General features: G+C 56.9%; 26 protein-coding genes and 1 pseudogene. 25 read left to right on the forward strand and 2 right to left on the reverse strand.

The window, feature by feature from the left end:
• Positions 1-12: 12 nt before the first annotated feature.
• The 24 genes and pseudogenes from opp1B to ACUZ9P_RS11495 all read left to right on the forward strand — a co-directional run bounded on the left by opp1B (position 13) and on the right by ACUZ9P_RS11495 (position 24,111).
• Positions 13-948, forward strand: a complete 936-nt coding sequence (gene opp1B, locus ACUZ9P_RS11380) for a nickel/cobalt ABC transporter permease (protein ID WP_449249791.1) — start codon at positions 13-15, stop codon at positions 946-948.
• A complete protein-coding gene (opp1C, locus tag ACUZ9P_RS11385) occupies positions 945-1,790 on the forward strand; it encodes a nickel/cobalt ABC transporter permease (protein WP_022658747.1) in 846 nt (281 codons plus the stop codon). The genes opp1B and opp1C overlap by 4 nt, the downstream gene beginning before the upstream one ends.
• Positions 1,787-2,653, forward strand: coding sequence for an ABC transporter ATP-binding protein (locus ACUZ9P_RS11390; protein WP_449249792.1), 867 nt, complete (start codon positions 1,787-1,789; stop codon positions 2,651-2,653). The genes opp1C and ACUZ9P_RS11390 overlap by 4 nt, the downstream gene beginning before the upstream one ends.
• Positions 2,646-3,404, forward strand: a complete 759-nt coding sequence (locus tag ACUZ9P_RS11395) for an ABC transporter ATP-binding protein (RefSeq protein WP_449249793.1) — start codon at positions 2,646-2,648, stop codon at positions 3,402-3,404. Before ACUZ9P_RS11390 ends, ACUZ9P_RS11395 begins: the two co-directional genes overlap by 8 nt.
• Positions 3,405-3,439: 35 nt before the next feature.
• A complete protein-coding gene (locus tag ACUZ9P_RS11400; RefSeq protein WP_449249794.1) occupies positions 3,440-4,204 on the forward strand; it encodes a class I SAM-dependent methyltransferase in 765 nt (254 codons plus the stop codon).
• A 70-nt stretch (positions 4,205-4,274) separates the two neighbouring features.
• Positions 4,275-5,735, forward strand: a complete 1,461-nt coding sequence (locus ACUZ9P_RS11405; protein ID WP_449249795.1) for an aspartate ammonia-lyase — start codon at positions 4,275-4,277, stop codon at positions 5,733-5,735.
• Between the two features lie 39 nt (positions 5,736-5,774).
• Positions 5,775-7,007 carry a [FeFe] hydrogenase H-cluster maturation GTPase HydF gene (gene hydF, locus ACUZ9P_RS11410; protein WP_449249796.1) on the forward strand — a complete coding sequence of 411 codons (1,233 nt, stop codon included), beginning with the start codon at positions 5,775-5,777 and terminating at the stop codon, positions 7,005-7,007.
• 376 nt (positions 7,008-7,383) lie between these two features.
• Entirely contained in the window at positions 7,384-8,412 is a 1,029-nt protein-coding gene (gene hydE / locus ACUZ9P_RS11415) for a [FeFe] hydrogenase H-cluster radical SAM maturase HydE (protein ID WP_449249797.1), read from the forward strand.
• Between the two features lie 84 nt (positions 8,413-8,496).
• Entirely contained in the window at positions 8,497-9,753 is a 1,257-nt protein-coding gene (locus ACUZ9P_RS11420; RefSeq protein ID WP_022658754.1) for a [FeFe] hydrogenase, group A, read from the forward strand.
• 12 nt (positions 9,754-9,765) lie between these two features.
• Positions 9,766-10,140: an iron hydrogenase small subunit gene (locus ACUZ9P_RS11425; RefSeq protein ID WP_022658755.1), complete on the forward strand. Its 375-nt coding sequence runs from the start codon at positions 9,766-9,768 to the stop codon at positions 10,138-10,140.
• Positions 10,141-10,530: 390 nt separating this feature from the next.
• A complete protein-coding gene (gene hydG, locus ACUZ9P_RS11430) occupies positions 10,531-11,949 on the forward strand; it encodes a [FeFe] hydrogenase H-cluster radical SAM maturase HydG (protein ID WP_449249798.1) in 1,419 nt (472 codons plus the stop codon).
• A gap of 610 nt (positions 11,950-12,559) precedes the next feature.
• Positions 12,560-12,970, forward strand: a complete 411-nt coding sequence (locus ACUZ9P_RS11435; RefSeq protein ID WP_022658757.1) for an NADH-quinone oxidoreductase subunit A — start codon at positions 12,560-12,562, stop codon at positions 12,968-12,970.
• A pseudogene (locus tag ACUZ9P_RS11440) lies at positions 12,955-13,422 on the forward strand (NADH-quinone oxidoreductase subunit B); the annotation flags it as partial. The gene ACUZ9P_RS11435 and the pseudogene ACUZ9P_RS11440, both read left to right, overlap by 16 nt.
• Positions 13,423-13,580: 158 nt before the next feature.
• Complete coding sequence (locus tag ACUZ9P_RS11445) at positions 13,581-14,159, forward strand: NADH-quinone oxidoreductase subunit C (protein ID WP_449249799.1); 579 nt, start codon at positions 13,581-13,583, stop codon at positions 14,157-14,159.
• On the forward strand, positions 14,156-15,274 hold the full coding sequence (locus tag ACUZ9P_RS11450) for an NADH-quinone oxidoreductase subunit D (RefSeq protein WP_022658760.1): 1,119 nt from the start codon (positions 14,156-14,158) through the stop codon (positions 15,272-15,274). The genes ACUZ9P_RS11445 and ACUZ9P_RS11450 overlap by 4 nt, the downstream gene beginning before the upstream one ends.
• A gap of 11 nt (positions 15,275-15,285) precedes the next feature.
• Positions 15,286-16,278: an NADH-quinone oxidoreductase subunit NuoH gene (gene nuoH / locus ACUZ9P_RS11455; RefSeq protein WP_022658761.1), complete on the forward strand. Its 993-nt coding sequence runs from the start codon at positions 15,286-15,288 to the stop codon at positions 16,276-16,278.
• Position 16,279: 1 nt separating this feature from the next.
• Complete coding sequence (locus ACUZ9P_RS11460) at positions 16,280-16,720, forward strand: NuoI/complex I 23 kDa subunit family protein (RefSeq protein ID WP_022658762.1); 441 nt, start codon at positions 16,280-16,282, stop codon at positions 16,718-16,720.
• Positions 16,720-17,244: an NADH-quinone oxidoreductase subunit J family protein gene (locus ACUZ9P_RS11465; protein WP_022658763.1), complete on the forward strand. Its 525-nt coding sequence runs from the start codon at positions 16,720-16,722 to the stop codon at positions 17,242-17,244. The genes ACUZ9P_RS11460 and ACUZ9P_RS11465 overlap by 1 nt, the downstream gene beginning before the upstream one ends.
• Positions 17,244-17,570 carry an NADH-quinone oxidoreductase subunit NuoK gene (gene nuoK, locus ACUZ9P_RS11470; RefSeq protein ID WP_022658764.1) on the forward strand — a complete coding sequence of 109 codons (327 nt, stop codon included), beginning with the start codon at positions 17,244-17,246 and terminating at the stop codon, positions 17,568-17,570. Before ACUZ9P_RS11465 ends, nuoK begins: the two co-directional genes overlap by 1 nt.
• 11 nt (positions 17,571-17,581) lie before the next feature.
• Positions 17,582-19,075, forward strand: a complete 1,494-nt coding sequence (locus ACUZ9P_RS11475) for a monovalent cation/H+ antiporter subunit D family protein (protein ID WP_449249800.1) — start codon at positions 17,582-17,584, stop codon at positions 19,073-19,075.
• On the forward strand, positions 19,072-19,323 hold the full coding sequence (locus ACUZ9P_RS11480) for a hypothetical protein (protein WP_449249801.1): 252 nt from the start codon (positions 19,072-19,074) through the stop codon (positions 19,321-19,323). Before ACUZ9P_RS11475 ends, ACUZ9P_RS11480 begins: the two co-directional genes overlap by 4 nt.
• Complete coding sequence (locus ACUZ9P_RS11485) at positions 19,316-21,106, forward strand: Na(+)/H(+) antiporter subunit D (protein ID WP_449249802.1); 1,791 nt, start codon at positions 19,316-19,318, stop codon at positions 21,104-21,106. Before ACUZ9P_RS11480 ends, ACUZ9P_RS11485 begins: the two co-directional genes overlap by 8 nt.
• Positions 21,107-21,131: 25 nt before the next feature.
• Positions 21,132-22,655: an NADH-quinone oxidoreductase subunit M gene (locus ACUZ9P_RS11490; protein ID WP_022658768.1), complete on the forward strand. Its 1,524-nt coding sequence runs from the start codon at positions 21,132-21,134 to the stop codon at positions 22,653-22,655.
• Positions 22,656-22,686: 31 nt separating this feature from the next.
• On the forward strand, positions 22,687-24,111 hold the full coding sequence (locus tag ACUZ9P_RS11495) for an NADH-quinone oxidoreductase subunit N (protein WP_449249803.1): 1,425 nt from the start codon (positions 22,687-22,689) through the stop codon (positions 24,109-24,111).
• Between the two features lie 86 nt (positions 24,112-24,197).
• On the opposite strand, the gene ACUZ9P_RS11500 is transcribed toward ACUZ9P_RS11495, so the two are convergent.
• Together ACUZ9P_RS11500 and ACUZ9P_RS11505 are read right to left on the reverse strand one after the other, a co-directional pair.
• On the reverse strand, positions 24,198-25,025 hold the full coding sequence (locus ACUZ9P_RS11500; RefSeq protein WP_449249805.1) for a nitroreductase family protein: 828 nt from the start codon (positions 25,023-25,025) through the stop codon (positions 24,198-24,200).
• Between the two features lie 20 nt (positions 25,026-25,045).
• On the reverse strand, positions 25,046-25,384 hold the full coding sequence (locus ACUZ9P_RS11505) for a nuclear transport factor 2 family protein (RefSeq protein WP_022658771.1): 339 nt from the start codon (positions 25,382-25,384) through the stop codon (positions 25,046-25,048).
• Positions 25,385-25,474: 90 nt separating this feature from the next.
• Between ACUZ9P_RS11505 and ACUZ9P_RS11510 the strand changes: the two genes are divergently transcribed.
• Positions 25,475-26,404, forward strand: coding sequence for a helix-turn-helix transcriptional regulator (locus ACUZ9P_RS11510; protein WP_022658772.1), 930 nt, complete (start codon positions 25,475-25,477; stop codon positions 26,402-26,404).
• Positions 26,405-26,436 lie beyond the last annotated feature (32 nt).

Consider the following 26,436-nt stretch of genomic DNA (forward strand, 5'->3'; position numbering starts at 1 on the left):
TGCTCAACATATATGAAAGCATACATTCTACGCCGCCTTTTGCTGACTATCCCGCTTTTGCTGGGGATTTCTTTTGTTTCATTCGTCATCATCCAGCTCAGCCCCAGCGACCCAGCAGAGGTGGCTGTTCGGGTTAACGAAATAGTGCCCACGGACGAAGTGCTGGCGCTCACGCGTGAGCAGCTTGGTCTCAACAAGCCTTTTCTGACGCGCTATGCGGACTGGATGTGCGCCGTAGCGCATGGTGATCTGGGCAGGCGCTATGTGGACAACAAGCCTGTTGCGCAGGAACTGGCCCAGGCGCTTCCCCCTACCGTGTGGCTGGCGCTGACGGCAACCCTGTTCATGGCTGTGTGCAGCGTGGCTATGGCTTTTGCGTGCGCCATGTACGAGGGGCGCACCGTGGATTACCTGCTGCGCGGTTTTATTTTTCTTGGCACAGCCACGCCCGGTTTCTGGGCCGGGCTGCTGCTCATGTGGCTCTTTTCCGTCAAGCTCAACTGGTTGCCCACCAGCGGCATGCAGGGCGCAAGCTCGGTCATACTGCCCGCAGTGACGCTCTCCTTGTCCTATATTTCCACTTATGCGCGGCTTCTCCGCAACAGCATGGTGCAGAACAAACAGAAGAATTCCGTGCTCTATGCGCGGGCAAGGGGCCTCACGCGGGGCATGATCTGGCGGCATATCTTTCGCAATTCCCTGCAATCCACCCTGACCGGGCTTGGCATGTCGCTGCCAAAGCTCATGGCCGGAACCTTTGTGGTAGAAACCATCTTTGCCTGGCCCGGCCTCGGCTGGCTGTGCGTCACCGCCATTTTTAACCGCGATTTCCCCGTTATTCAGGCCTATGTGCTGCTGATGGCCGTGATGTTTGTGGGCTGCAACCTGCTGGTGGACATCTTGTGCGCAGTCATTGATCCGCGCCTGCGCGCCAGGGGGCAGGCATGAGGGTATGGCGGCGGCTGCGCAACGACCCTGTGGGCATGGTCTGCCTGTGCTTTCTGCTTGCCGTGGCGGCGCTTGCGCTGTGCGCGCCCCTGGCGGCTCCGTGGGATCCCACGGCCATTGATGTGAGAAACAAATTTGCAGCATGGTCGCTGGCGCATCCCCTTGGTACCGACCAGCTCGGCAGGGACGTGCTGTCCCGGCTCATCTGGGGCGGGCGCGCCACCCTGGGCTTTTCGCTGCTCACCATGGGCATAACCCTTGTTATCGGCAGCGGATTGGGCATTGTGGCCGGTTTCTGTCGCGGCAAGGTTGACGAAACCATCATGCGCTTTTGCGATGTGATGATGTCCTTTCCCAGCGAGGTGCTCATTCTGGCCATTGTGGGCATGCTTGGGCCGGGGCTTGGCAATGTGGTCATTGCCAGCGTGATTGCCAAGTGGCCCTGGTACACGCGCATGGTTCGCTCTGTGGTCATGCAGTATACGGACGTCAACTATGTGCGCTTTGCCCGCGTGGCGGGCTGCGGCATGTGGCACATCTTCCGCAGGCATCTGCTGCCCGGCGCGCTGGGCGAAATCATTGTGCTGGCAACGCTCGATACCGGGGCGGTGATATTGTCGGTTTCGGCTTTGTCCTTTCTGGGCCTCGGCGTGCAGCCGCCCACGGCGGAGTGGGGAGCCATGCTCAGCGACGCCAAGGACATCATGTCCATGTATCCGCAGCAGATGCTGCCCGCAGGGATGACAATCCTGCTGGTTGTGGCGGCTTTCAACTTTTTGGGCGACAGCCTGCGCGATGCCCTTGACCCAGCCCACACCACCCTGCAGGGGGTGAGCCTGTGAGCGCGTTCAATACAGATTGCCAAAAGCAGGAGCCGTCCTGCGGCGCGGTGCCCCATGTACTTGATGTGCGCGATCTGCGCGTGGTGCAGCGCGCAAACGGGCAGGCGCTTGTGCACGGCGTGAACTTTACGCTTGCCGCCGGGGCCTGCCTTGGCATCGTGGGCGAAAGCGGCAGCGGTAAAACCCTGACCTGCCGCAGCATCATGGGCCTTTTGCCGCCCACGCTTGCGGGTGAGGGCACGGCTGTTTTTAACGGTATTGATCTTGTGCATGCCCCGGCGGAGCGGATGCGCCAGCTCCGGGGCAGCAAGATTGCCATGGTGCTGCAACAGCCCATGACAGCCTTTGACCCCCTGTACACCATGGGGGCGCAGTTTAGGGAAACCCTGACTGCGCATGGGGCGTACACCGCCGGGCAGGCAGATGATCTGGCCGTAACCATGTTCGGGCGCGTGCGCCTTGACGCGCCGCAGGAAGTTTTGCGCAGCTACCCGCACGAGCTTTCAGGCGGCATGCTGCAACGCTGCATGATTGCTCTGGCATTGGCCCTTGAGCCGCAGATCATCGTTGCCGACGAACCCACCACGGCACTGGATGCGGAAACGCAGTTTGAGGTCGTGCAACGGTTTCTGGAACTGCGGGCACAGTGCAATACCGCCATGATCTTTGTTTCGCACGATCTGGGCGTGGTGCAGCGTCTGGCAGATGCCGTACTTGTGATGAAGGATGGCCGCTGCGTGGAATACGGCCCTGCGGAAACCGTGTTTAACGCGCCGCAGCACGAATATACGCAGTATCTCATCCGCACGAGGCTTGCGCTGACGCGGGGTTTTGAAGCCATGCTGGAGCGCGCCCATGCTTGAGGTAAGAAATATCTGCAAAAGCTATGGCAAGGGTGGATTGTGGAATCCCCAGCCCAAACCTGTTCTGCATGACCTGAGTTTCCACATCCCCGTGGGCGCGACCGTGGGGCTGGTGGGCGAGAGCGGCAGCGGCAAAAGCACGCTGAGCCGCCTTGTTCTCGGGCTGGAGCGCCCAAGCAGCGGCACGGTATTGCTAGAAGGGCAGAGTGTGGCCCAGTGGCTGCGGCGCAATCCTGGCCGCATGAGCGTGGTTTTTCAGGATTACACAACCTCGGTCAATCCGGCCTACACCATCCGCGGCATCATCCGCGAGCCTTTGCTGGCCTGCGGCAGAGGTGCTGGGTCGGACAAGGCAGTGCTTGCGCTGATGGATCGCGTTGGCCTTGCCGCTAACCTTGCAGACCGCTTGCCCCATGAGGTCAGCGGCGGTCAGTTGCAGCGGGTGTGCATTGCCCGCGCCATCGCCACGGATCCCCGCTTTGTGGTCTTTGACGAGGCCATCAGCTCGCTGGATGTTTCGGTGCAGACCCGCATTCTTGACCTGCTGCGCGAGCTCAAGGGCAACATGACCTATTTTTTTATTGCGCACGACCTTCAGGCCGTGACCTATCTGTGCGATGATATTCTTTTTATGCATCGGGGCCGCATTGTGGAACAGGCCTCGGGCACAGGGCTGGCTGGCGTTTCGCACCCCTATGCGCAAAAACTGGTGAGTTCGGCAATCCTGTTTCGTTCGGCCTGGAATGGCTGAGCGGTATTGATCCGGCAAAAATTCAAGGAGTCTTTATGAGCCAATACGCTACAGATACAGCCTGCGCCATTCCGGATGCCATGTCCGTCCCCGGCCCGACGCTCACGGGCCGCATAGAAAACTACTGGTCGCGCCGGGCCGAAAGCTACGGCGAAATACGGCGTCATGAGCTTGCCTGTGAGAAAAAATCCCTGTGGCTGGCGGAAATAATGCCCCATCTGCCAGAGGCAAGGCCATTGCGCATCCTTGATGTGGGCACCGGGGCCGGATTTTTTGCCATTCTGCTGGCAGAACAGGGCCATTGCGTCTGCGGCGTGGACATGACCCAGGCCATGCTGGACGAAGGCTCGGCCCTTGCCCGGCAAGCCGGGTGCGATGTGGCCTTTCAGCGCATGGATGCCTGTTGCCTTGAGTTTGAATCCGCAAGTTTTGACGCTGTGATTTCGCGCAACCTCACCTGGACGCTTCAGGATGCCGCCGCCGCGTACCGGGAGTGGAACCGCGTGCTGCGGCCCGGCGGGGTGCTCCTGAATTTTGACGCTGACTACGGCTCGGTTTCTTTTCTGGATCTGGCGGATCAGCATGTGGGCATAAATGACGACATGATGCTTGAATGCGAAAACATTCGCCGCCAATTGCCGCTCAGTTCAGAATCCCGCCCGGTATGGGACGTGCAGACCCTGCGCAACTCCGGTTTTTCAGACTGCTGGTGCGACCACGGCCTGAGCGCGCGCATCTACGCCCACCGCGATGAAACGTACAATCCTGTGCCCATGTTTGCCCTGCGGGCGGTCAAGTAGCAGATAGGGAGCGGGAGTTTTGTCTGAAGCTGCGGCGGAGGGAAATGCCCGTTGCAGGGAGGGGTGACTGATGTGCAGTTCCGGCAAGGCAGGCTCTGTCGGCTCCGGCGCGCAGCCGGGTGTTGCGCAGCCAAATACGCAGCCGTACAGGCAGGAATCGGACGCTCTGGGCGCAGTGGATGTTCCATTGTCGGCATACTGGGGCGTGCATACGGCCCGCGCGCTGGCAAATTTCCCACTTTCGGGCCGAGCCGTGAGGCCGGAGCTTGTGCGGGCAATGGCGCTCGTCAAGCTGGCCTGCTGCCGCGCCAACGCGGAGCTTGGCTATCTGCCGCAACCCGAGGCGCAGGCCATTGCCGATGCCTGCCGCGAGGTTGCCCAGGGCGGTCTGGCTCATGCCTTTGTGGTGGATGCCCTGCAAGGCGGCGCGGGAACCTCCACCAATATGAATATGAACGAGGTACTTGCCAACCGGGCCGAAGAACTGCTTGGGGGCAGCCTTGGCTCTTACGCCCGCATAGCTCCCCTGCGGCATGTGAACCTTCACCAGTCCACCAACGATGTGTACCCAACTGCGGTGCGGGTTGCCGCCCTGTTTCTGCTCAAGGATCTGGAACTGGCCATTGCAGCCCTGCAATCTGCCTTTCAGGAAAAAGAACTGGCCTTTCGCCATATTCTCAAGGTGGGCCGCACCCAGTTGCAGGATGCCGTGCCCGTGACTCTTGGCATGGAGTGTTCCGCTTGGGCGGAATGCCTCTCGCGCGACCGCTGGCGCGTGTTCAAGTGCGCGGAGCGGCTGCGCGTGGTCAACCTTGGCGGCACGGCGGTGGGCACGGGCATAACCGCCCCCCGCAAATACATTTTTCTGGTGATCGAAAAGCTGCGCGAGGTCACGGGGCTGGGCCTCTCGCGGGCAGAAAATCTGGTGGACGCCACGCAGAATGTTGATCCACTGGTTGAAGTTTCCGGCATCCTTAAAGCCCATGCAGTAAATTTATTCAAAATTTGCGCTGACTTGCGATTGCTTTCATCCGGCCCCTCGGCGGGAATAGGCGAGCTTAAACTGCCAGCAAGGCAGGCGGGGTCAAGCATCATGCCGGGCAAGGTCAACCCCGTAATCTGCGAGGCCGCATCACAGGCCGCTCTGCGGGTCGTGGCCGATGACAGCGCCGTGACCCAGGCCGCATTTATGGGGCAACTGGAGCTTAACGCATTCATGCCGCTGCTGGCGGATTGCCTGCTTGGCAGCATGCATCTGTTGGCGCAGGCCAATACCATGCTGGCCGAAAATTGCGTGCTGGGCCTTGAGGCTGACGAAGCCGCCTGCGCCCGGCATCTTGGCAGGTCATTTGCCACGGTTACTGCGCTTGTGCCAGTGCTTGGCTATGCGCTTGCGGGCGAAATAGCCGCCCAGGCGCACAAAAACGGGCAGAGCGTGCGCGCGGTGGTGCTGGAGCGGGGCCTGATTAAGGCGGAGGATGTGGACAAGCTGCTCAGCGCAGAGGCCGCAACGGCCCTTGGGCACAGGTAGGGCAACAGGCGGGTAAGTTACGCAACCGGAGCTTCTGGCATGAATGAAACACCCAAAAGTCTGCGCCTGCACATAGGCATCTATGGTCGGCGCAATGTTGGCAAGTCGTCCCTGCTCAACGCACTGGCGGGGCAGCAGGTTTCCATTGTTTCCGACACGCCCGGCACAACCACCGACCCGGTTGAAAAAACGCTGGAACTGGCGCCCCTCGGGCCTGTGGTATTTATTGATACTGCGGGCATTGACGATGTGGGCGCGCTGGGCGAGCTGCGCAAGGAGCGCACGCTCAAGGCCCTTGAGCGTACGGATGTTGCCCTGCTGGCCGTGGAGCCGGGGCAGTGGGGCGAGTATGAAGATTTTTTTGTGGGCCAGTTGCGTGAGCGCAAAATTCCTTTTGGTGTGGTTTTTGGCAAGTGCGATCTGGCAGCCCCTTCTGCCGGGCAGCTTGGCGGGCTGGATAAGGACGGCATCCGCTGGATGAGCGTATCCGCCATGACAGGCAAGGGCATGGGGCAGGTGCGTGAAGCTCTGGCGGCCCTTGCGCCGGAACACTGGTTTGCGGAGCCGCGCCTGCTGGGCGACCTGCTGCCAGCGGGCGAACTGGCAGTGCTGGTGGTTCCCATTGACCTTGGCGCGCCCAAGGGGCGGCTCATACTGCCGCAGGTGCAGGCCATACGCGATATTCTCGACAGCGACGCCTCCTGCATGGTGGTGAAAGAGCGGGAACTGGCCCCTGCGCTGGCCCGGCTGAACAAAAAACCCGCTCTCGTGGTCTGCGATTCGCAGATTGTGCTCAAGGCTGTGGCAGACACGTCGCCAGATATCCCGCTGACCACGTTTTCCATCCTCATGGCCCGTTTCAAGGGCGATCTGGCGGCTTTTGCCAGGGGCGCGGCTGCCATAGACCAGTTGCAGCCCGGCGATGCCGTGCTGGTGTCCGAGGCCTGCGGGCATCATCCTTCTGCGGACGACATCGGGAGGGTCAAGATACCGCGCTGGCTCAGGCAGTACGCCGGGGGCGACATCCGCGTGGATAATCTGGCGGGGCGGGATTTTCCTGACGATCTCAGCCCCTACAGGCTCATAATCCACTGCGGAGCCTGCACCTTCAATCGGCAAAGTATGCTTGCGCGCCTGGGGCGCGCCCATGAGCAGGGGATTCCCATGACCAACTACGGGCTGGCTATCTCGCATGTGCAGGGCGTGCTGCGCAGGGTTCTTGAGCCTTTTCCCGCTGCTCTGACGGCTTTTGACGCCGTTTCACAGGTCTGAGCGGGCAGTGCGTCCGAAATCCGGTTGTGGGCAAAACAAGCTAACTATCTTAATTAACAAATGTTAAATTGTAGGCAAAGCAAGGTGAGTCCTTTTTGCTAAATAAAATGTTGTTACGTAATTGACAAAAGTGTTACCAAGGGGCAATCTGCTCAAAACACTGTGCGCACATGCCGTGCTCTGTCATGCCCACAGCGACAACGCCTGCGTGGACGAACACGGGTGGTGGTCGATCTTTTTGGGAGTTTCTTGCTTGTTTAGTGTTACTTTTTTAAATTTTGTAACACATTTTCTTAGTACGTTGGACATCTCGGGCTGCACACGTGCTGGTTTGGCTGGCAGTGGCGGTTCATGGCACAGGATTGGGTGGTAAAGCATGCGCCGCGAAGAAATACTTGATCTCCTGTTTGCACAGCCCTTTGAGGCGGTTTGCGAACGTGCCGCCCGTGTGCTGGAAGAAGAAAAAGGCGCGCATGTGCATGTTCGCGGTCTCATAGAATTTTCAAATTCGTGCAGGCGCAACTGCCGCTACTGCGGTTTGCGCTGCGAGAACGCCAATCTGCGGCGATACACGCTTGCCAAGGCGGAGATCATGGCAGCCGCCACGCGCGCCGTTGCCTTGGGTGCAGACACCATTGTGCTGCAATCGGGTGAATACGCCATTGATCCCATGTGGCTGGCCGATGTGATTGACTGCCTGCGCGGCGGACTCAACGTGCCCGTGACCCTGAGCGTGGGCGAGCATCCGCGCGCCGCATATGCCTTGTGGAAAGAAGCCGGCGCAGTGCGTTTTTTGCTCAAGCACGAAACCGCCGATCCATTGCTCTACGAGGCCCTGCATCCTGGGCATGTGCTGGCGGAGCGCATTGCCAGCCTGCGTGTTTTGCAGCGGCTTGGTTACGAGATCGGCTCCGGTTTTATGGTGGGCCTGCCCGGTCAGAGCCTGAACACGCTGGCAGACGACATTATTCTGGCCCGCAGGCTTGGGGTTTCCATGTGCGGGGCCGGGCCGTTCATTCCGCAGCACGACACGCCGCTTGGCGCGTATCCTGCGGGCAGCGCGCAGCTCGCCCTGCGTGTGATGGCCGTCATGCGCATTGTCATGCCCTGGGCCAACATTCCCGCCACTACGGCCCTGGCAACGGTGGACGCGCAAGGCGGGCAACGCAACGGCCTGCTGGCGGGCGGCAATGTGCTCATGCCCTCGTTTACGCCGTCAGCTTACGGCAGTCAGTACTGCATTTACGACAATAAGAACCGTGTGGACATGCTTGGCGCGCGCAAGGCCATTGAAGGGGCTGGGCGCAGCCACACCCTTGCCCGCTGGCAGGAGCCAGCGGCAGAGGATGTTGTTTCAGGCCTTGTGTCCTGTGCCGTTTCTGGCGCGCCTCACGCATCGGCCTAGGCCCGAATTTACTTGCAGAATCACCAGGCGGACGCAAACGCGCCGCTGTGAACAAATCAACCTGTTACCCGCCAGGAGGCTGTAATGCCGCGCATTGAAATGGAACACATCGCGTACGAGCTCAATGTGCCCCCCCAGGGCGCGGACGGCGACAAGATGTTTTTTGTGCAGATTGATCCCGAAAAATGCATCGGCTGCGATTCCTGTCAGGAATACTGCCCCAGCGGCGCCATTTATGGCGAAACCGGCCTCACGCACAAGATTGCCCACCCAGAACCATGTATCAACTGCGCCCAGTGCCTGACCCACTGCCCGGAAATGGCCATCTATGAGGTGCAGACCTGGGTGCCGGAGCTGCAAAAGAAATTGCAGGACAAAAGCGTCAAATGCATTGCCATGCCTGCGCCTTCTGTGCGTTACGCTCTTGGCGAAGCCTTTGGCCTTGCCCCCGGCAGCGTTACAACAGGCAAAATGCTGGCAGCCCTCAAGCAGCTTGGTTTCTCCAACTGCTGGGATACGGAATTTGCCGCTGACGTGACCATCTGGGAAGAAGCCTCTGAGTTTGTGGAGCGCCTCGGTGCAAAGCGCGATCTGCCCCAATTCACCTCCTGCTGTCCCGGCTGGCAAAAGTATGCGGAAACCTTCTATCCCGACCTGTTGCCGCATTTTTCATCCTGTAAATCGCCTGTGGCCATGAATGGCCGCCTTGCCAAAACCTATGGCGCAGAAAAGGCCAAGTACGACCCCAAGAGCCTGTATACTGTTTCCATCATGCCCTGCGTAGCCAAAAAGTACGAAGGTCTGCGTCAGGAATATGCACAGAATGACCTGCGCGACATCGACGCCACCCTGACCACGCGTGAACTGGCCTACATGATCCGTCAGGCGGGCATTGACTTTAACAAGCTGCCCGACGGCCAGCGCGACAGCCTCATGGGCGAATCCACCGGCGGCGCGACCATATTCGGCGTGTCCGGCGGCGTTATGGAAGCGGCCTTGCGCTACGCCTATCAGGCTGTAACCGGCAAGCGGCCGGAATCGTGGGATTTCAAGCAGGTGCGCGGGCTCAAGGGCCTGAAGGAATATACGGTAACCGTCAACGGCATTGAACTGCATCTGGCGGTTGTGCATGGCGCAAAACGCTTTGCCCAGGTGTGCGATGAAGTGCGGGCGGGCAAATCGCCGTATCATTTCATTGAATTTATGGCCTGCCCCGGCGGGTGCGTGTGCGGCGGCGGGCAGCCCATCATGCCCAACATGCTGCAAAGCGCGGAACGCAAGGCCACAAGCCTGTTTGCCGGATTGAAGCAGCGTCTTGCCAACACCCAGCCCAAAGCCTAGAGGAGGCCGCCCATGTCTATCATTGCCACCACCAGACGCGGATTTCTGAAAGGCGCGTGTATTCTTTCCGGCGGGTTGCTGCTTGGGGTTCGCATGGCCAACAAGGCCTACGCCGCCGCCAAGGATTTCAAAGATTACATGAGCGACCGCTCTGCCGCCGTGTACAGTGCCGACTCAGCCTTTCCCAAGCGCGCCAGCCAGGACAATACGCAGGTAAAGGCACTTTACGATTCCTGGCTCGGCAAGCCCCTGAGCCATAAATCAGAAGAAAACCTCCACACCAAGTGGTTTGATAAATCAAAAGGCCTCAAGGCTCTTACGGCTTCAGGCGAATACCCCAACCCTCGCCACAAGGAGTTTGAGGGTACCGCCTATCCGTACGAATAAAGCCACGGCCTTTTCCACCTGAGGGACCCCAAGACCCCTCGGGCCAGACCCACGGCCGACACGGTTTGCCCCCCGTGTCGGCCAGTTTGAATGCTGGGCTGTCCCTGGCCATTTATCCAGGTCAACAGGCAGCCCGCACACAGCGCACTTTGGCCGTTCACATGCCCAGTGGACAGCCTTATGCATAAAATTTTTGATTTCGGTGAGATAGTTCCTGGCTGGAAATGCCGCCCATAGAAACGTTAAGTTTGCAGCCTGTATTTTCTCTTTTTGCGAAAAAGCAATCCTCAGGGATGTTTTTTCACAGTCCGCCTGCCGAGTTCTCTATGCCAATATGGCTGGTCACCCGCCCGCACCGCCTGAGAATATGGGTCTTGCCGGAGGTTTTTTATGTATAATCCCCAGTCGTTGCGCGCAGATGAATTTATTGACCACAGTGAAGTGCTCGATACCTTGAGCTATGCAACCGAGCACGCGCGCGATGCAGAACTTATTGACTCCATCATTGCCAAGGCCGCGCAAAAAAAGGGTCTGACCCACCGCGAGGCCTCAGTGCTGCTTGCCTGCGAGCTGCCGGAGAAAGTGGAGCAGGTGTACAGGCTTGCCAACCAGATCAAGCACGACTTTTACGGCAACCGTATTGTCATGTTTGCGCCGCTGTATCTCTCAAACCACTGCATCAACAGTTGCGTGTATTGCCCCTACCATTCGCAGAATAAAAACATCGCCCGCAAAAAACTCAGTCAGGAAGAAGTGGCCCGCGAGGTGGTTGCCTTGCAGGATATGGGGCACAAGCGTCTTGCGCTTGAGGCGGGCGAACACCCCACCATGAACCCCATTGAGTATATACTTGAGTGCATCAAGACCATTTACGGCATCAAGCACAAGAACGGGGCCATCCGCCGGGTGAATGTGAACATAGCGGCGACCACGGTGGAAGAATACGCAATGCTCAAGGATGCTGGCATTGGCACGTACATTCTGTTTCAGGAAACCTACCACAAGCAGAGTTATGAAAAGCTGCACCCGGCAGGGCCCAAGCACGACTACGCCTGGCACACCGAGGCCATGGACCGCGCCATGCAGGGCGGCATTGACGATGTGGGCCTGGGGGTTCTTTTTGGTCTTGAGGGCTACCGCTATGAATTTGCGGCTCTGCTTATGCACGCCGAGCACCTCGAAGCCGTGCAGGGCGTTGGCCCGCACACCATCAGCGTGCCGCGCATTCGCCGCGCAGACGACATCAACCCTGACGTGTTCGATAACGGCATCAGCGATGATACGTTTGCCCGCATCTGCGCCTGTATCCGCGTGTCTGTGCCGTACACGGGCATGATTGTTTCCACGCGTGAGAGCAAGGCCGTGCGTGAAAAGGTGCTGCCTCTGGGCATTTCGCAGATCAGCGGCGGTTCACGCACCAGCGTTGGCGGGTACTATGAGCCGGAGCCGGAAGAAGACAATTCCGCGCAGTTTGATGTGAGCGATCGCCGCACGCTGGACGAGGTGGTGCGCTGGCTCATGGAGCAGGGGCATGTGCCGAGTTTTTGCACGGCCTGTTACCGCGAGGGCCGTACTGGCGACCGTTTTATGAGCCTGTGCAAGAGCCAGCAGATTTTGAACTGCTGTCACCCCAACGCCCTGCTGACCCTCAAGGAATATTTGCAGGACTACGCCTCGCCGCAAACCCGGCAGATGGGCCTTGCCATGATAGAGCAGGAACTGAACAAAATTCCCAGCGACAAGGTGCGCAACAAGGCTGTGGAATACCTTACCGCCATTGAAAGCGGTCAGCGGGACTTTCGATTTTGAGGTAAGTTTTTCTGAAGGTTTTGCAGGAGGCTAAACGGACTGCGGCGCATTGGAGTTACCCCAATGCGCCTTTTTGGTATGTAGGCCCCGCTAGGGCTGGGGGATATTTTTTATTTGCACTGGAGCCTTGGTCTCTCAGTTGCCCGCAGTCGCAAACCACTGCCCCCACAGAGTTCTTTTTTCGCTGCGGCAACGCCCTGACCACCATTCAGCCGTGTGCGACAAGCTGCAATTTTTATGATTTTTTGTGCTATTTTTATTAATAAAATAGTACAAAACAAAAATAGTAAATAATTTCAGCTTGTTTATGGGTGTTATTAGATATGCTTACCGCCAGCAATGAAAATAAAATTGTTTTTTTCACTTTTTGTGATTGTACGCAATTTCAAATAAATGATTAATGCACTAATATGATTGAACAAAAAATTCCTTTAATTGTACATTTTTGAACAGAAGCATGTATTTTTTTTAACAATTATTGACACAAACTTTCTGGCGGAGTAGTATTTACATTAATTTATAAATTCACAAGCAACTGTTGTTTTAATTGTTTGTGGATTGATCAAGTATATCTTTTCGTAAATTTTATTCCTATTACAAGGAAAAATTTATGTCTAGCAGCGAACTTGTTGACATTGTCTACATAATGGCATTCTGCCTTGGTGGTATGAGCTTTGCTCTGGGGCCTTTTGTAATAGTTTTTTTTCTTGCCCCTCGCATCACTCGCAACACTGTGGGCAAAACCCGCCAGATTGTTGAGTGCGGCATTGACCCCATTGGCGATGCCTGGATCAAATTCGGCGCGGTATATTATATGTATTCGCTGCTGTTCCTCGCATTTGCCGTTGATATTCTCTTTCTCTTCCCTGTTGCGGTTATCTACAACAAGGCTTCTCCCATCAGTGATTTCCTGACGTTCGCGGAAGTTTTTCTGTTCGTGGGCATTTTGTCCCTCGTCATTCTGTACGCGTGGAAAAAGGGAGTGTTCCAGTGGCAACGGAAAATATATTCGGATCGGTAGTCCACTTTTCGCGGCTGGATTCGCTGCTGGACATGTGCCGGGCCAATTCGCTCTGGCCCATGACATTCGGCCTTGCCTGCTGCGCCATTGAAATGATGGCGACCGGCGCGTCCCGCTTTGATCTGGCGCGCTTTGGGGCCGAGGTGTTCAGGCCATCGCCCCGGCAGAGCGATGTGATGATCGTTTCCGGAACCATCAATAAAAAGATGGCCCCGGCTGTGCAGATCCTTTACGACCAGATGCCCGAACCAAAGTGGGTCATCGCCATGGGCAATTGCGCCATTTCCGGCGGGCCTTTTGTGTATGAAGGGCAGTACGCCGTGGTGGAAGGGGTGGGCAAGCTTTTTCCTGTTGATGTGTTCATTCCTGGGTGCCCGCCAAGGCCGGAAGCCCTGATTGAAGGCATCTTGAAGCTGGAAGAAAAGCTCACAGGCACCCGGCGCTGGCCCGTGGTTACGCCTCCCGGGCTTCCCGGCCCTGCGGCGGCGCAGGCGGCCAGAATGCAGGCGGAGGCGCAAGCGCCCCCGGCCCCTGCCGAGGATGCTGCGGGTGTCCCTGTGGGAGCCTCCGGGGATGCCAAGGCGGGCAACGAAGCAGGAGGGCATACGTCATGAAAGCAGACACCCTTGACGCACAGTTGGCGGCCCTGCCCGGAGCCAGGGTTCGCGCCGCAGATCATGCCGCTGTGGGCTATGATCTTGATGTGGCGCTGCCGGAAAGCTCCCTGCTTGCCGCCGTGGGCATCATGGACGGAGCGGGGTACTTTCTTGAAGGAATGACAGGGGTAGACTGGCTTGGCGAATGCGAGACCCTGCGCAAGGAGGCCGAAGCCATAGCAAAAAAGGCTGCCGAAACCGCCGCTGCCAGTGCAGCGGACGCGACTGATACCAGCCAGGTCGCCCCACCTGAAGCCCCTGTGCAGAAATCCATACCGCAGGAAGACGAGCTTGAAGTGGTGTACGACTTCAACCTCTATGCCGCCCGCCACAGGGTATGCTTGCGAGTGCGCACGCCGCGCTCCAACCCGCAGATCCACACCATCGCCGAAATTTATCCCATAGCCCACTGGCACGAGCGCGAGATTCACGAGTTCTTTGGCATCGTCTTTATTGGGCATCCCTACCTCATCCCCCTGTTGTTGCCCGAAGACGCGGAATACCACCCCTTGCTCAAGGACTACAGCGCATGAACTATCTTGCCCAAAGTCCCACAGACGAGCGCTTTGTTCTGAACCTTGGCCCGCAGCACCCGGCTACGCACGGCGTTTTGCGCGTCAAGATGGTCATGGACGGCGAGTATATAGTGGAGGCCGAGCCTGTGCTTGGCTACATCCACCGCATGCACGAAAAAATGGCCGAAAACCGCACCTGGGCGCAGTTTATGCCCAATACGGGCCGCATGGATTACCTGCATGCCCTTGCCTACAACCACGGCTATGCCTGCCTGGTCGAGCGCGCCGCTTCCATTGAAGTGCCGGAACGCGCCGAGTACATCCGCGTCATCACCAACGAGCTGAACCGGGTTTCAAGCCATTTGCTCTGGTTTGGAGCTTTTGTGCTTGATCTTGGCGGGTTCTCGCCGCTTTTGTACGCCTTTGACGACCGCGAACAGATTCTGGATCTGCTGGAATCCGTTACCGGGTCGCGCCTCACGTACTGTTACTTTCGCTTTGGCGGCGTGTACAACGATATTGACGATGCTTTTGTAACAGGTACGCGGGCATTTATTACGCGTATGCGCAAGCGTCTGCCCATGTATGATTCTCTTGTTTCCAAAAACCTCATTATCCAGCAACGCCTTGTGGATGTGGGGGTTGTGTCTGCCGAGATGTGCCGCAAATACGGCGCCACCGGCCCGGTTGCGCGTGGTGCGGGCATTGCCTACGACGTGCGCAAGCACGAGCCCTACGGCGTTTATGACCGCTTTGCCTTTGACGTGCCTGTGTATGCCGAGGGCGATTCCATGGCCCGCTACAAGGTGCGCATGGACGAAATTGAACAGAGCTTGCGCATCATCGAGCAGGCCCTCGACCAGTTGCCGCAAGGCCCGGTTATGGCGGCCAAGGTTCCCAAAACCATCAAACCGCCCAAGGGCGACTATTACCATGCTGTTGAAACGGCGCGCGGTCTTCTGGGTATCCGCGCCGTCAGCGACGGCAGCGGCACCCCCTGGCGGCTCAAGTGGCGCACCCCCTGTTTTTCAAATCTGCTTGTTTTTGGCGAGGCGGGCAAGGGAATGCTGCTGCCCGATGCCCTGGCGCTGCTCGGCAGCCTTGACCTGGTGATTCCGGATATTGACCGCTAAGGAACACAGCTATGACGTTTTATTCCGAAATGCTGCGTCTTCTGGGGTATCTTGTAGGATTCCTTGTCTTTGTGGCGCTTAACGCGGCCTATCTGGTGTGGGTTGAGCGCAAGGTGGCAGGGCATATACAGCGGCGCATAGGGCCCAAGGAAGTTGGCCCCTACGGCCTGTTGCAGCCGCTGGCGGACGGCTTCAAGCTCATGACCAAGCAGGTATTTATTCCCACGGATGCCGACGGCGTACTGTTCTGCCTTGGCCCCGTGCTGGTCATGACCCCGGCCTTCATGAGCTTTGTGACCATTCCCTACACCGAAGGGTTGGTAGCGCGTAACCTTAACCTGGGGCTGCTGGCCATTTACGCCTTTGCTTCGGTAAACGTGCTGGGCCTGCTGCTTGGCGCGTGGGGCTCGCGCAACAAATACGCCGTTATCTCTGCCGCGCGTGTGGTTTCGCAAAACGTGGCCTACGAAATCCCCATGCTGCTGGTTGTAGTGAGCCTTGTTATGGTTATGGGCACGCTCAACCTCAACGAAATTGTGGGCACGCAATCGGGCGGATTCTGGCACTGGAATGTGTTTCGCCTTTCGGCAAGCCCGCTCATGCCTGTTTCGTGCATCATCTTTTTCATCTGCATGCTGGCGGAGACAAACCGCGCCCCCTTTGACATGGCCGAGGCCGAAAGTGAGCTGATCGCAGGCGCTTTTACGGAATATTCGGGCATGGGTTTTGGCGTGTATTTTATGGGCGAGTACGCCAACGTTGTGGTGGGGGCCAGCCTGCTGACTTTGTTGTTTCTTGGCGGGTGGGATTGCCCGCTGGGGCTTTGGCCGGGGGCGCACTGGTTTGCCATCAAACTCTACGCGGTCATTTTTACCGTAATCTGGGTACGCTGGACATTTCCGCGCACAACCTTCTACGGCCTGCTGAACCTCTCATGGAAGGTGCTTATCCCCATTGCGCTCGTCAACCTCATCATTACCAGCGCGTTGCTCAAGGTGCTGTAGCATGAACGCATACTTTAAAAATATCTTTTCAGGCGGGTGGAGCCTCTTTGTGGGCATGGGCATAACGCTGCGCTATTTTTTCAAGCCGGTGGTTACATCATCCTACCCGCGTGAGGTGCTGCCCATAACACCGCGCTACAGAGGCCATATCGACCTTGTATACGACCCGGAAACCGGCACGGACAGGTGCATTGTGTGCGGATCGTGCCAGAAAGCCTGCCCCTCGGGCTGCATAGAGCTTGCGGGCGAAAAACTGGATGGGGCCAAAAAGAAGACCCTCACGAGCTACAAACTGAATTTTACCAAGTGCAGCCTGTGCGGTATGTGCGTGGAATCGTGCCCCACAGACGCGCTGACGTTTTCTCATGACTACAATCTGGCCGGGTTTGACGAGGCGGAGTATCACTTTGACCTTGTACGGCGGCTCAAGGAGCGTCCCTGATGTCCAGTCATGAAACTATGCAAACGCTGGCTGAGGGCATTTTCTGGTTCTTTGTGCTGGTGACGTTTAGCGGCGCGGTGCTGGCTGTCTCGGCGCGCACTCTCATACGCCGCGTGGCAGGGCTTGCCCTGTGCTTCACTGGCGTGGCGGGGATTTATTACTACCTTTCCAGCCCCTTTGTGGCCTTTATGCAGATGCTTGTGTACGTGGGCGCGCTGTGCGTCACCATTACATTCGCCATCATGCTGGCCGAAACATCGGACGCAAACCGCGCCCCGCGCCGCAACAAGCTGAGCCTTTTTCTGGGTGCTGCGGCCAGCTGCGCCATCACAGCGGCGCTTGTGGTGCAATCCATCGTGGCTCCCTGGCCGGAGACGCCCCCGGCCCAGATTGAGGGAACCATCGAGCGCATCGGGCAAGCCTTGCTGAGCACGTATTCCATGAGCTTTGAACTTATTTCCGTGGTTCTGGTGGTAGCCATGGTGGGGGCGCTCGCACTGGCCCGCCACGGGAGGGACAAGTGATGCACTACGCAAGCTTGAGTCAGTCTCTTGAAACCTATCTGGTCATCGGCGCGGTTTTGTTCGGTCTGGGGCTGTTCGGCATGGCCATGCGCCGCACGTTCATAGGCATGCTCATTGCGTCCGAGCTTATCCTCTGCGGGGCATCGGTCAACTTTATGGCCTTTGGGCGGTTTTGCGCGCCAGACACGGCAACCGGGCAGATCGCGGCGCTGTTTGTCATGGCCATCGCAGCGGCGGAAGCGGTAATTGTGCTTTCCATCATCATTGCGGTGTACCGGCTGTACAGATCTGTTGAAACGGACGCTCCGTCAGACCTCAAAGGTTAAGGGGAACACATATGGATATTGTTGAATCCGTCAGACCCCTGGCCGCCATACTTACAGCGTTGATCGGCGCATGCCTGATAATGCTGACGGGGCGTTGGCCCAACGTGCGCGAAACAGTTTCGTTTGTAACAGCGGTGGTCATGTTCTGCATCATCGCTTCCATGATAGGTGATGTTGCACCCGCGCCTATGGGGCTCGGTCACACGTTGCATCTTACGCTTTTTCCGATCCTGCCGGGGCTTTCGGTGAGCTTTCGGGCAGATGCGTTTTCCATGATATTTGCCCTTGTGGGCTCATTCTTGTGGATTATCACAGTTTTTTACGCGGCAGGGTACATGCGCGGCTTGAACGAGCATGCCCAGACGCGCTTCAGCGCCTGTTTTGCCCTGACGCTTTTTGGTGCCATGGGCGTGGCCTTTGCCGACAACCTGTTTACGCTCTACCTGTTCTATGAAGTGGTGAGCGTGTGTACCTACCCCCTTGTGGCCCACCATCAGGATGCCGAGGGCTATGACGGCGCGCGCAAGTATATTGTGTACCTGACCACCACGGCAAAAGGGCTGGTGCTGCCAGCCATGATCGTCATTTACGTGATCACGGGTAATCTGGACTTTGCCCACAACAGCCACACGGGCATTTTGTCTGCCGGGGCCAGCGATGCGCTGGCAACCGTGCTGTACGTCTGCTGCGTTCTGGGTTTTGCCAAGAACGGCATCATGCCGTTCCACCACTGGCTGCCGGGCGCGATGGTGGCTCCCACGCCTGTTTCGGCCCTGCTGCATGCGGTGGCGGTGGTCAAGGTGGGCGTGTTCTGCACCACGCGCGTCATGCTCTTTGTGTTTGGCACTGATTTGATGAAAAGCCTGAACCTCGGCGTGCCCACGGCCTACTTTGTTTCGTTCACCATTCTTGCGGCCTCCATCATTGCCCTGACCAAGGACAACCTCAAGGCACGGCTGGCCTATTCAACCGTGAGCCAGCTTTCCTACATCGTGCTTGGCGTGGCGCTCCTGACCGTAGACGGGATACAGGGTGGCATAGTGCATATCGCCAACCACGCATTCTCAAAGATAACGCTCTTTTTCTGCGCGGGCGCGATCTATGTGGCAACGCACAAAAAGTGCATTTCTGAAATGAGCGGCCTTGGGCGCTCCATGCCTTTTACCTTTGCGGCCTTTGCCGTGGCCTCGCTTTCCATGATCGGCGCGCCGCCCGTGGCAGGGTTTGTGACCAAGTGGAAGCTGCTGGTGGGCGCTATGGAAATGCCCACGCATTCCATGGGCATATTGCTGGTGCTGCTGGCAAGTACGCTCCTGAACGTGGCCTACTTTGCGCCTGTGACCTACAAGGCATTTTTCGGCAAAAGGCCGGAAGGTGAAGAAACGGGCATTCGTGAAGCTCCGCTGAGCATGGTTGTGCCCATTCTCATAGCGGCTGGCGTTTCCGTGTTCATCGGCATTTACCCCGATGCCATCATGTCCTTCGTGAAGGTGGTGACAGGATGATAGTGAACATCATCGAATTTTTCCGCGCCCGGCTCAAGGCCACCATCCGTGTGTGTCTGGTAGTGCTGGCCGCGCTGGTGGTGTGGGACGCCCTGTTTGTTTCAAAAGAGCATGTGCACACCTATGTGGAGCGCATACCCGGGTTCTGGGCCGCGTTCGGCTTTGTCGCCTGCGTTGTGATTATCATCGTTTCCAAGTGGTTCGGCCATTTGGGCATTATGACCCGCGAGGATTATTACGATGACTGAGCCATGGATTCACCCCTCCGCAGTTCTGTTGCTCGGCGCGGTAATTCTGCCGCTGCTGCCCAAGGCCCTGCGCCGGATATGTATTGTGCTTGTGCCGGTGCTGGCCTTTTGCGCCGTGCTGCTCATGCAGGGGCACAATGGCGTATATGGCGTGCTGCCCTTCATGAAATGGCAACTCATATTCGGCAAGGTCGATGCGCTTAGTATGGTTTTTGCCTACATCATGACCCTCATGTGCGTGATCGGCTCCATCTACGGCCTGCATGTGGAAGAAGCTGCGCAGCATTCCGTTGCCTGGACATATGTGGCGGGATCGCTGGGCGTCATCTTTTGCGGGGATTACCTGACGCTCTTCCTTTTTTGGGAGCTGATGGCCTTCTCCTCCGTATTCCTGGTGTGGTTCAGGCGGCGCAAGGAATCTCTGGCCTCTGGTTATCGCTATCTGCTGGTGCACACTGCGGGCGGTCTGCTGTTGCTGGCAGGGCTTGTGCTGCGCTACCGGGCCACGGGCGATCTGACCTTCGGCCCCATCGGCGTGGCTGATCCGCAGCTCTACACCTATCTGATCATGGCCGGGTTTATCCTCAACGCGGCTGTGCCGCCCCTGCATGCGTGGCTGCCCGATGCCTACGGCGAAGCCACGGTGACAGGCGCGGTATTCATGTGCGCCTTTACCACCAAAACCGCCGTGTATGTGTTGGCGCGCAGCTTTGCGGGCATGGAGATTCTGGTGCCGCTTGGCGTCTGCATGGCCCTGTACGGCGTTGTGTACGCAGTGCTTGAAAACGATGCCCGCCGCCTGCTGGCCTACCACATCATCAGTCAGGTGGGGTACATGGTGGCAGCAGTGGGCATAGGTACGCCGCTGGCCATCAACGGTGCCTGCGCTCACGCTTTTGCCCACATTCTTTACAAGGGACTGCTGTTCATGGGCTGCGGCTCGGTGCTGCACATGACGGGCGTGAGCAAGTTCACCCAGTTGGGCGGACTGTACAAAAAGATGCCCAAGACCTTTGTGTTCACCCTGGTGGGCGGACTTTCCATTTCGGCCTTTCCGCTGTTCAGCGGCTTTGTGACCAAGGCCATGATCGTTGCCGCCGGATTTGAGGCGCACAATTACTGGGCGGGATTTCTGCTCACCCTGGCCTCTGCGGGTACCTTCCTGCACACGGGCCTGAAGGTTCCGTACTTCATCTGGTTCGGCAAAAACAACTGCTCCAAGGAAACATGGGAGCGCGCGGGCGATCCGCCGCTCAACATGCAGGCGGCCATGGCCGTGGCCGCGTTTTTGTGCATCTTCATCGGCTGCTACACGCCGTATCTGTACGACATGCTTCCCTTCCCCGATGTGGCGGCGCAGTACCACCCCTACAGCGCGGCGCATATTTCTGAAACCTTGCAGATACTGTTGTTTACGGCCCTCGGATTCTTTTTGCTGCTCAAAAAGCTCACGCCCGAACCCACCATCAGTCTGGACCTGGACTGGTTTTACCGCATGGGCGGCAGGCTGTTCTACTGGTTTGCGCGCAAGCCCGTGCAGTCTGTGGACAATACCGTGGGCGAGGCCTGGAACCGGCAGGGCATAGTGCCGCTCATGCGCACGGCGCGCTTTTGGTCATGGTTTGACTGGCACTGCATTGATACGGTGGTTGACGGCACGGCCCGCAGCGTGCGCGCTCTTGGCGGCGTGCTGCGGCAGGTGCAGAGCGGCAGCCTGCAAATAAACATTATTTCCATGGCCGCAGTGGTGGCCCTGGTGCTCACGCTGCTGGCTCTTGTCTGAGCCGGGGTGAAAGGAGATCGCCACAATGGATTTTCTGAGCATGAACACCTTGGGGTATCCCATCCTCAGCATCCTTGTTTTTCTGCCGCTGGCAGGGGCTGTCATTGTGCCTCTGCTCCCGGGAGAAAACGGGGTGCGGGTGTGGACGCTGCTGGTCACTCTGGCAAACGCCGTCATTTCACTGCCGTTGTTTACGCGGTTCAACCCCACATCCGCCCTGTACCAGTTTGCGGAGCACCACCAGTGGATTGCGAGCTTTAACGTCAACTACACCCTTGGCGTGGACGGTATTTCGCTGCTGCTGGTGATGATGACAACGCTCATCATGCCGCTGTGCGTGCTCGGCTCGTGGAAGTACATTCAGAAACGCGTAAAGGAATTCATGATCTGCCTGCTGGTGATGGAAACATCCATGCTCGGCGTGTTCATGGCGCTGGATCTGGTGCTGTTCTATGTGCTGTGGGAAGCCATGCTTATTCCCATGTATTTGCTCATCGCCGTGTGGGGCGGGCCGCGCAAGAGCTACGCCTCCATCAAGTTCTTTTTGTATACCTTGGCAGGCTCGGTATTTCTGCTGGTGGCCATTGTGGCCCTGTACATCAATCAGGGTACGTTCAGCATTCCCGCGCTCATGGGGCAACAGTATTCCGAGCGCTTCCAGTTGTTGGTGTTTCTGGCATTTTTCATCGCTTTTGCCATCAAGGTGCCCATGTTTCCCTTCCACACATGGCTGCCTGCGGCCCATGTGGAAGCCCCAACTGCCGGCTCGGTGATTCTGGCCTCGGTGCTGCTAAAAATGGGCACATACGGCTTTTTGCGCTTTTGCCTGCCCATCACGCCCGGCGCGGCTATCGGCCTGCTGCCTGCCTTGCAGTGGCTCTCGGTAGCGGGAATCCTTTACGGCGGCCTGACCGCCCTTGCGCAGCAGGACATGAAGAAGCTCATTGCCTACTCAAGCGTTGGGCACATGGGTTTTGTGACTCTGGGCATCTTTGCCCTGAACCAGCGCGGGCTTGAAGGTGCGTTGTTACAGATGATCAATCACGGCGTCACCACAGGGGCTTTGTTTCTTTGCGTGGGCATGGTGTACGAGCGTTCGCACAGCCGCGAGCTTTCGGATGCGGCGGGGCTTGGCAAGTTCATGCCCATCTATGTGACGTACCTGACGTTTTTTTCGCTGTCGTCGCTGGCCTTTCCCGGCACAAACAGTTTTGTAGGCGAGTTTCTTATCCTTGCCGGAGCCTTTTTCAACAACAAGATCGTGGCTGTCTGCGCCATTCCCGGTGCCGTACTGGCGGCTGCATACATGCTGCGCATGTTGCAGCGGGTAATCTGGGGCGGCACCAACAACCCCGACCAGTCGCGCATGTACGATCTTGGCTGGCGCGAGGCCGTGACCCTGGCCCCGCTGCTGGTGTTTGTTTTCTGGATTGGCTTGGCCCCGGAACCGTTTTTGCGCGTCATGAGGCCCAGCCTTGACCATCTGCTGGCGCAGACCGGCTACCATGCCCCGAGCGCACTGGCCCTTGCTGAACTTATTGCGCGTTGATGAACCCCAAGCACAGACATAAGGCCTACGCATGAACGCACATCTTTTTGCACCGGAACTGGTTCTTCTTGCAGGGTGTCTGCTGGCATTTTGCATGACTCTGACGGAAGCCCGGACGCAAACCCTGCGCCTGCTGGTTCTTTGCGTTGGGGCAGCCTTTGCCGCCACTTCTGTTCTTTGCCTTTTTGCCAAGGGAACCCTGTTTTACGGAGCCTACAGGGTAGACCTGTTTTCACAGCTGGTAAAATGCGTGATGTCCATCGGTTTTACCCTGATGCTGCTTTTTGGGGCGGATACCAAGGGTATTTCTGTTCGCATGCGCCCGGAATATTATTTCTTTCTGCTCACAAGCCTGCTTGGGCTGACCCTGCTTTCAAGCAGTGTGGAGCTGATCACCCTGTTCATCGCCCTTGAACTGTCTTCGTATTCGCTCTATCTGCTGGTGCCCATGCGTACCCCCTCGGACAGCATGCGAGCGCCCATGGAAGCGGCCATCAAGTATCTGCTCTTTGGCGTGACGGCATCGGGCATCATGCTCTTTGGCATGAGCTGGATTTTTGGCATCGCGGGCAGCACCTATCTTGACCAGATATTGCCAGCCATGAGGACAGCCGGATCACATGCCGCCCCGCTGGTGGGGCTGCTGATGCTCTTTTGCGGTATGTTCTTCAAACTGGCGGTGTTTCCCTTCCACTTCTGGGCGCCGGATGTGTACCAGGGCGCATCCAACGACACCACGGCCTTTATCGCCTCCATACCCAAGATTGTGGCCGTGGCCGTGCTGGCGCGGTTCTGCGCCATGACATATCCCGGCGAGGGGCACGTGGCGCTGCTGCTGACCGGGCTTTCCATAGCGTCCATGTGCTACGGCAACCTCACGGCGTTGGTGCAGACAGACGTCAAGCGCATGCTTGGCTTTTCGGGCATTGCGCATGCCGGGTACATCCTCATGGGTATGGCGACCCTGCAAGGCTGGGGCATTGCCACGGCGCTCTATTATGCCACAGGCTATCTGTTTATGATGCTGGCGGCATTTCTGGTGCTGTGCGTGGTTTCGCCCGATGGGCGGAACCTGAGCGTCAAGGATCTGAACGGCCTTTCGCGGCGCTCGCCCATGCTGGCCTTTGTGCTGGGCGTGAGCATGTTTGCACTGGCGGGCATTCCGCCCTTTGTGGGCTTTATGGGCAAGTTCATGCTGCTGACGGGCGCGTGGCGGGCTGGGCATACGGCCCTGGTTATCATTGCCGCCATCAACACAGCCATTGGCATCTACTACTATTTGCAGGTGGTGCGCGCCGTGTATACCGAGGCCGCGCAGCATGATGCGGAACCCATTGTGCCGCACGCTGGCGCGCGTATGGCGGGCATATGCCTTGTGGGGCTGGTTCTGGCTCTTGGCATTGCGCCTGAAAGCATGATCCGGCTGGCTACAGAAGCCGTGCTTGCCGCATGGTAGGCTGACAGATAAGCACGTAGCAGTGCAGAAAAACAAAAGTCAGTGCTGACCACAACGGTTGCACTGACTTTTGTTTTTCTGCTGCCCTACAAGAAAATGTGCCTGATTTTCGCGGCATCGTCGCGTTGCACTGTGCGGTGATAGCGAACCGCCGGATACCCAAAAAGCATTGCATAAAAAGGTGTTTCTGTATCCAGACCGAGAATAGGACGCAATTCTGGAGCGGCATCAACTGCAAATTTCAGGAATCCGCACCATGTTGTACCCAATCCGCTGCATTGGGCGAGCAATTCAAAATATGCCAGAGACAGAGAAATATCTTGCAGAGGTGTGCTTGCGGTCTCTGCCGCAGAGACAACAAGCAAGTGCGGCGCGCCTCTAAAAATTTCATCTACTCCCTGTTGCCGATAGGCTGCCACAGCCGCCGATAAAAAATCTGGCATCAACTCATGGCATTCCATTTTGTTCTCAATTGATTCAATCACCCTGATGCGTAGTTTTTGCATCACACTGTGGTCATCTACCACAGCAAACCTCAAGGTGCGATCATTACAGCCTGTTGGTGTATTTGCCAGCGTGGCGAGAAGATCATCAATCATTCTGGCTGGTACATTTTCCGTACTGTACTGGCGTACACTGCGCCGTCCCCGTAACAGTGTGTGCATCTGGATTGCAGCGGGTATTTTTTCTGCGCTCAGTTCAATGCTGTTTTCTGCCTTGAGGCCAAAGATGCTTACAGCCCCCGTCGGGCATACGGCCAGGCAATGCTGACATTCAAGGCAGTTTGCCTCCAGTATGGGCGAAACCCAAGGCAAACCGCCAGAGATGGAAATTATATGGCGAGGACAGTCGGTTATGCATGCATTGCACTGGACGCACTTTTGTGGATCAACTGTAAAATGTATCTCTTTCATGGCTATGTCCTTTGATGCGGCTACGCTGGCAGGATGTTGATATTTTGTATCAACCCGTGTTTGACAATGAATTCATAAGAAAATTTTTGCGGACTCCCTGGAAAATTTCCTTTTGTCAGCGTTATGACATTTGTGCTTTCGGCGGTAGAAGTTGCATCAATAACTGTTGTGCAAAGATCAAATTTTTCTTTTGAATCTGTAACAAAGTCTTTAATGGCATTTATTCCGCTGATTTCATTGTTTTCGGCCGGGTCAAAGAGCACAGCCGTGCTAGCCAGGCAACTGTCCAGTTTTTCAGTGTCGGCAGTGTTCATTATTTCCATAAATATTTCCACGGGTTTTGGCATGCTGGTATTCATATCAACCTCCATTATTTTGTTGAAATTTATGTCTAGCAGAGTAAACATGACAGCATTATGTCATGTTTTTTGGACACAATGGAGGCCAGAGTGAAAATTGACCGTCTTTTGTCAATTGTGATGATTTTGCTGGAAAAGAAAAAAGTAAGCGCCTCAGAACTTGCCCAGACGTTTGAAGTATCTGTGCGAACCATTTATCGCGATGTTGATACAATAAATCAGGCGGGTTTGCCCGTGGTCACGTACCCTGGTGCAAAGGGGGGCATCGGCATTCTTGAAAGCTACAAGGCGGAAAAGCGTTTCTTCACGTCGCAGGATGTGACCATGATCCTGATGGGGCTGGGCAGTATTCGCACGTCTTATTCAAGTGCCGAGGTGGCAGGAGCAATTGCAAAAATCAAAGGGCTTGTTCCTGAGGCAGAGCGCAAGGCAATTGAATTGCAGGCAGGACAGGTATCAATTGATTTGACGCCCTGGAGCAACAATCATGCTGGTATGGCAGCGCTCGTGAAAATTCAGCAGGCCCTGAAGGATAACAGGCTATTGGAGTTTGATTATAATGACCGTAAAGGCCAGCGGAGCGCCCGCCGCGTAGAACCATACAAACTGATTCTTAAAAGAAGAAGCTGGTATCTTGGGGGATATTGCCTGATGCGTGAGGGCATGCGCCTTTTTAAAGTTTCACGTATGGCTGAAACAAAACTGTGCAAGGAATCGTTCTCTCCGCGATCTGTTACTACAGAAGATTTTATTGTTCGAAATTTTGACGATGCAGAATGCATGGATGGAATAATACGGATATCCGCAAGGGCCAGAGAGACAATTGTGGAACTGTTTGGTGATGCTGCGCTTGAGCAGGAGAATGAAAATACGTGGCTGGCCCGTATTCCATTAACTGACAATGATCAGGGGCACAGTTTTGTTGCCAGCCTTGGCAGCGATGCAGAAGTGCTCGCCCCTGAATGCATCAGGGAAAGCATGAAAGAGTATTTCAAAAAGGCCCTGAACATCTATTGTTAATGCAATCCTTTACCTGACCAGCCCATCCTTTA

The organism is Desulfovibrio intestinivivus (assembly GCF_053570665.1).

Coding starts and splice junctions, on each gene's coding strand:
- opp1B (WP_449249791.1), top strand. CDS start 13: ATGAAAGCATACATTCTACGCCGCCTTTTGCTGACTATCCCGCTTTTG.
- opp1C (WP_022658747.1), top strand. CDS start 945: ATGAGGGTATGGCGGCGGCTGCGCAACGACCCTGTGGGCATGGTCTGC.
- ACUZ9P_RS11395 (WP_449249793.1), top strand. CDS start 2,646: ATGCTTGAGGTAAGAAATATCTGCAAAAGCTATGGCAAGGGTGGATTG.
- ACUZ9P_RS11400 (WP_449249794.1), top strand. CDS start 3,440: ATGAGCCAATACGCTACAGATACAGCCTGCGCCATTCCGGATGCCATG.
- ACUZ9P_RS11405 (WP_449249795.1), top strand. CDS start 4,275: ATGTGCAGTTCCGGCAAGGCAGGCTCTGTCGGCTCCGGCGCGCAGCCG.
- hydF (WP_449249796.1), top strand. CDS start 5,775: ATGAATGAAACACCCAAAAGTCTGCGCCTGCACATAGGCATCTATGGT.
- hydE (WP_449249797.1), top strand. CDS start 7,384: ATGCGCCGCGAAGAAATACTTGATCTCCTGTTTGCACAGCCCTTTGAG.
- ACUZ9P_RS11420 (WP_022658754.1), top strand. CDS start 8,497: ATGCCGCGCATTGAAATGGAACACATCGCGTACGAGCTCAATGTGCCC.
- ACUZ9P_RS11425 (WP_022658755.1), top strand. CDS start 9,766: ATGTCTATCATTGCCACCACCAGACGCGGATTTCTGAAAGGCGCGTGT.
- hydG (WP_449249798.1), top strand. CDS start 10,531: ATGTATAATCCCCAGTCGTTGCGCGCAGATGAATTTATTGACCACAGT.
- ACUZ9P_RS11435 (WP_022658757.1), top strand. CDS start 12,560: ATGTCTAGCAGCGAACTTGTTGACATTGTCTACATAATGGCATTCTGC.
- ACUZ9P_RS11445 (WP_449249799.1), top strand. CDS start 13,581: ATGAAAGCAGACACCCTTGACGCACAGTTGGCGGCCCTGCCCGGAGCC.
- ACUZ9P_RS11450 (WP_022658760.1), top strand. CDS start 14,156: ATGAACTATCTTGCCCAAAGTCCCACAGACGAGCGCTTTGTTCTGAAC.
- nuoH (WP_022658761.1), top strand. CDS start 15,286: ATGACGTTTTATTCCGAAATGCTGCGTCTTCTGGGGTATCTTGTAGGA.
- ACUZ9P_RS11460 (WP_022658762.1), top strand. CDS start 16,280: ATGAACGCATACTTTAAAAATATCTTTTCAGGCGGGTGGAGCCTCTTT.
- ACUZ9P_RS11465 (WP_022658763.1), top strand. CDS start 16,720: ATGTCCAGTCATGAAACTATGCAAACGCTGGCTGAGGGCATTTTCTGG.
- nuoK (WP_022658764.1), top strand. CDS start 17,244: ATGCACTACGCAAGCTTGAGTCAGTCTCTTGAAACCTATCTGGTCATC.
- ACUZ9P_RS11475 (WP_449249800.1), top strand. CDS start 17,582: ATGGATATTGTTGAATCCGTCAGACCCCTGGCCGCCATACTTACAGCG.
- ACUZ9P_RS11480 (WP_449249801.1), top strand. CDS start 19,072: ATGATAGTGAACATCATCGAATTTTTCCGCGCCCGGCTCAAGGCCACC.
- ACUZ9P_RS11485 (WP_449249802.1), top strand. CDS start 19,316: ATGACTGAGCCATGGATTCACCCCTCCGCAGTTCTGTTGCTCGGCGCG.
- ACUZ9P_RS11490 (WP_022658768.1), top strand. CDS start 21,132: ATGGATTTTCTGAGCATGAACACCTTGGGGTATCCCATCCTCAGCATC.
- ACUZ9P_RS11495 (WP_449249803.1), top strand. CDS start 22,687: ATGAACGCACATCTTTTTGCACCGGAACTGGTTCTTCTTGCAGGGTGT.
- ACUZ9P_RS11500 (WP_449249805.1), bottom strand. CDS start 25,025: ATGAAAGAGATACATTTTACAGTTGATCCACAAAAGTGCGTCCAGTGC.
- ACUZ9P_RS11505 (WP_022658771.1), bottom strand. CDS start 25,384: ATGAATACCAGCATGCCAAAACCCGTGGAAATATTTATGGAAATAATG.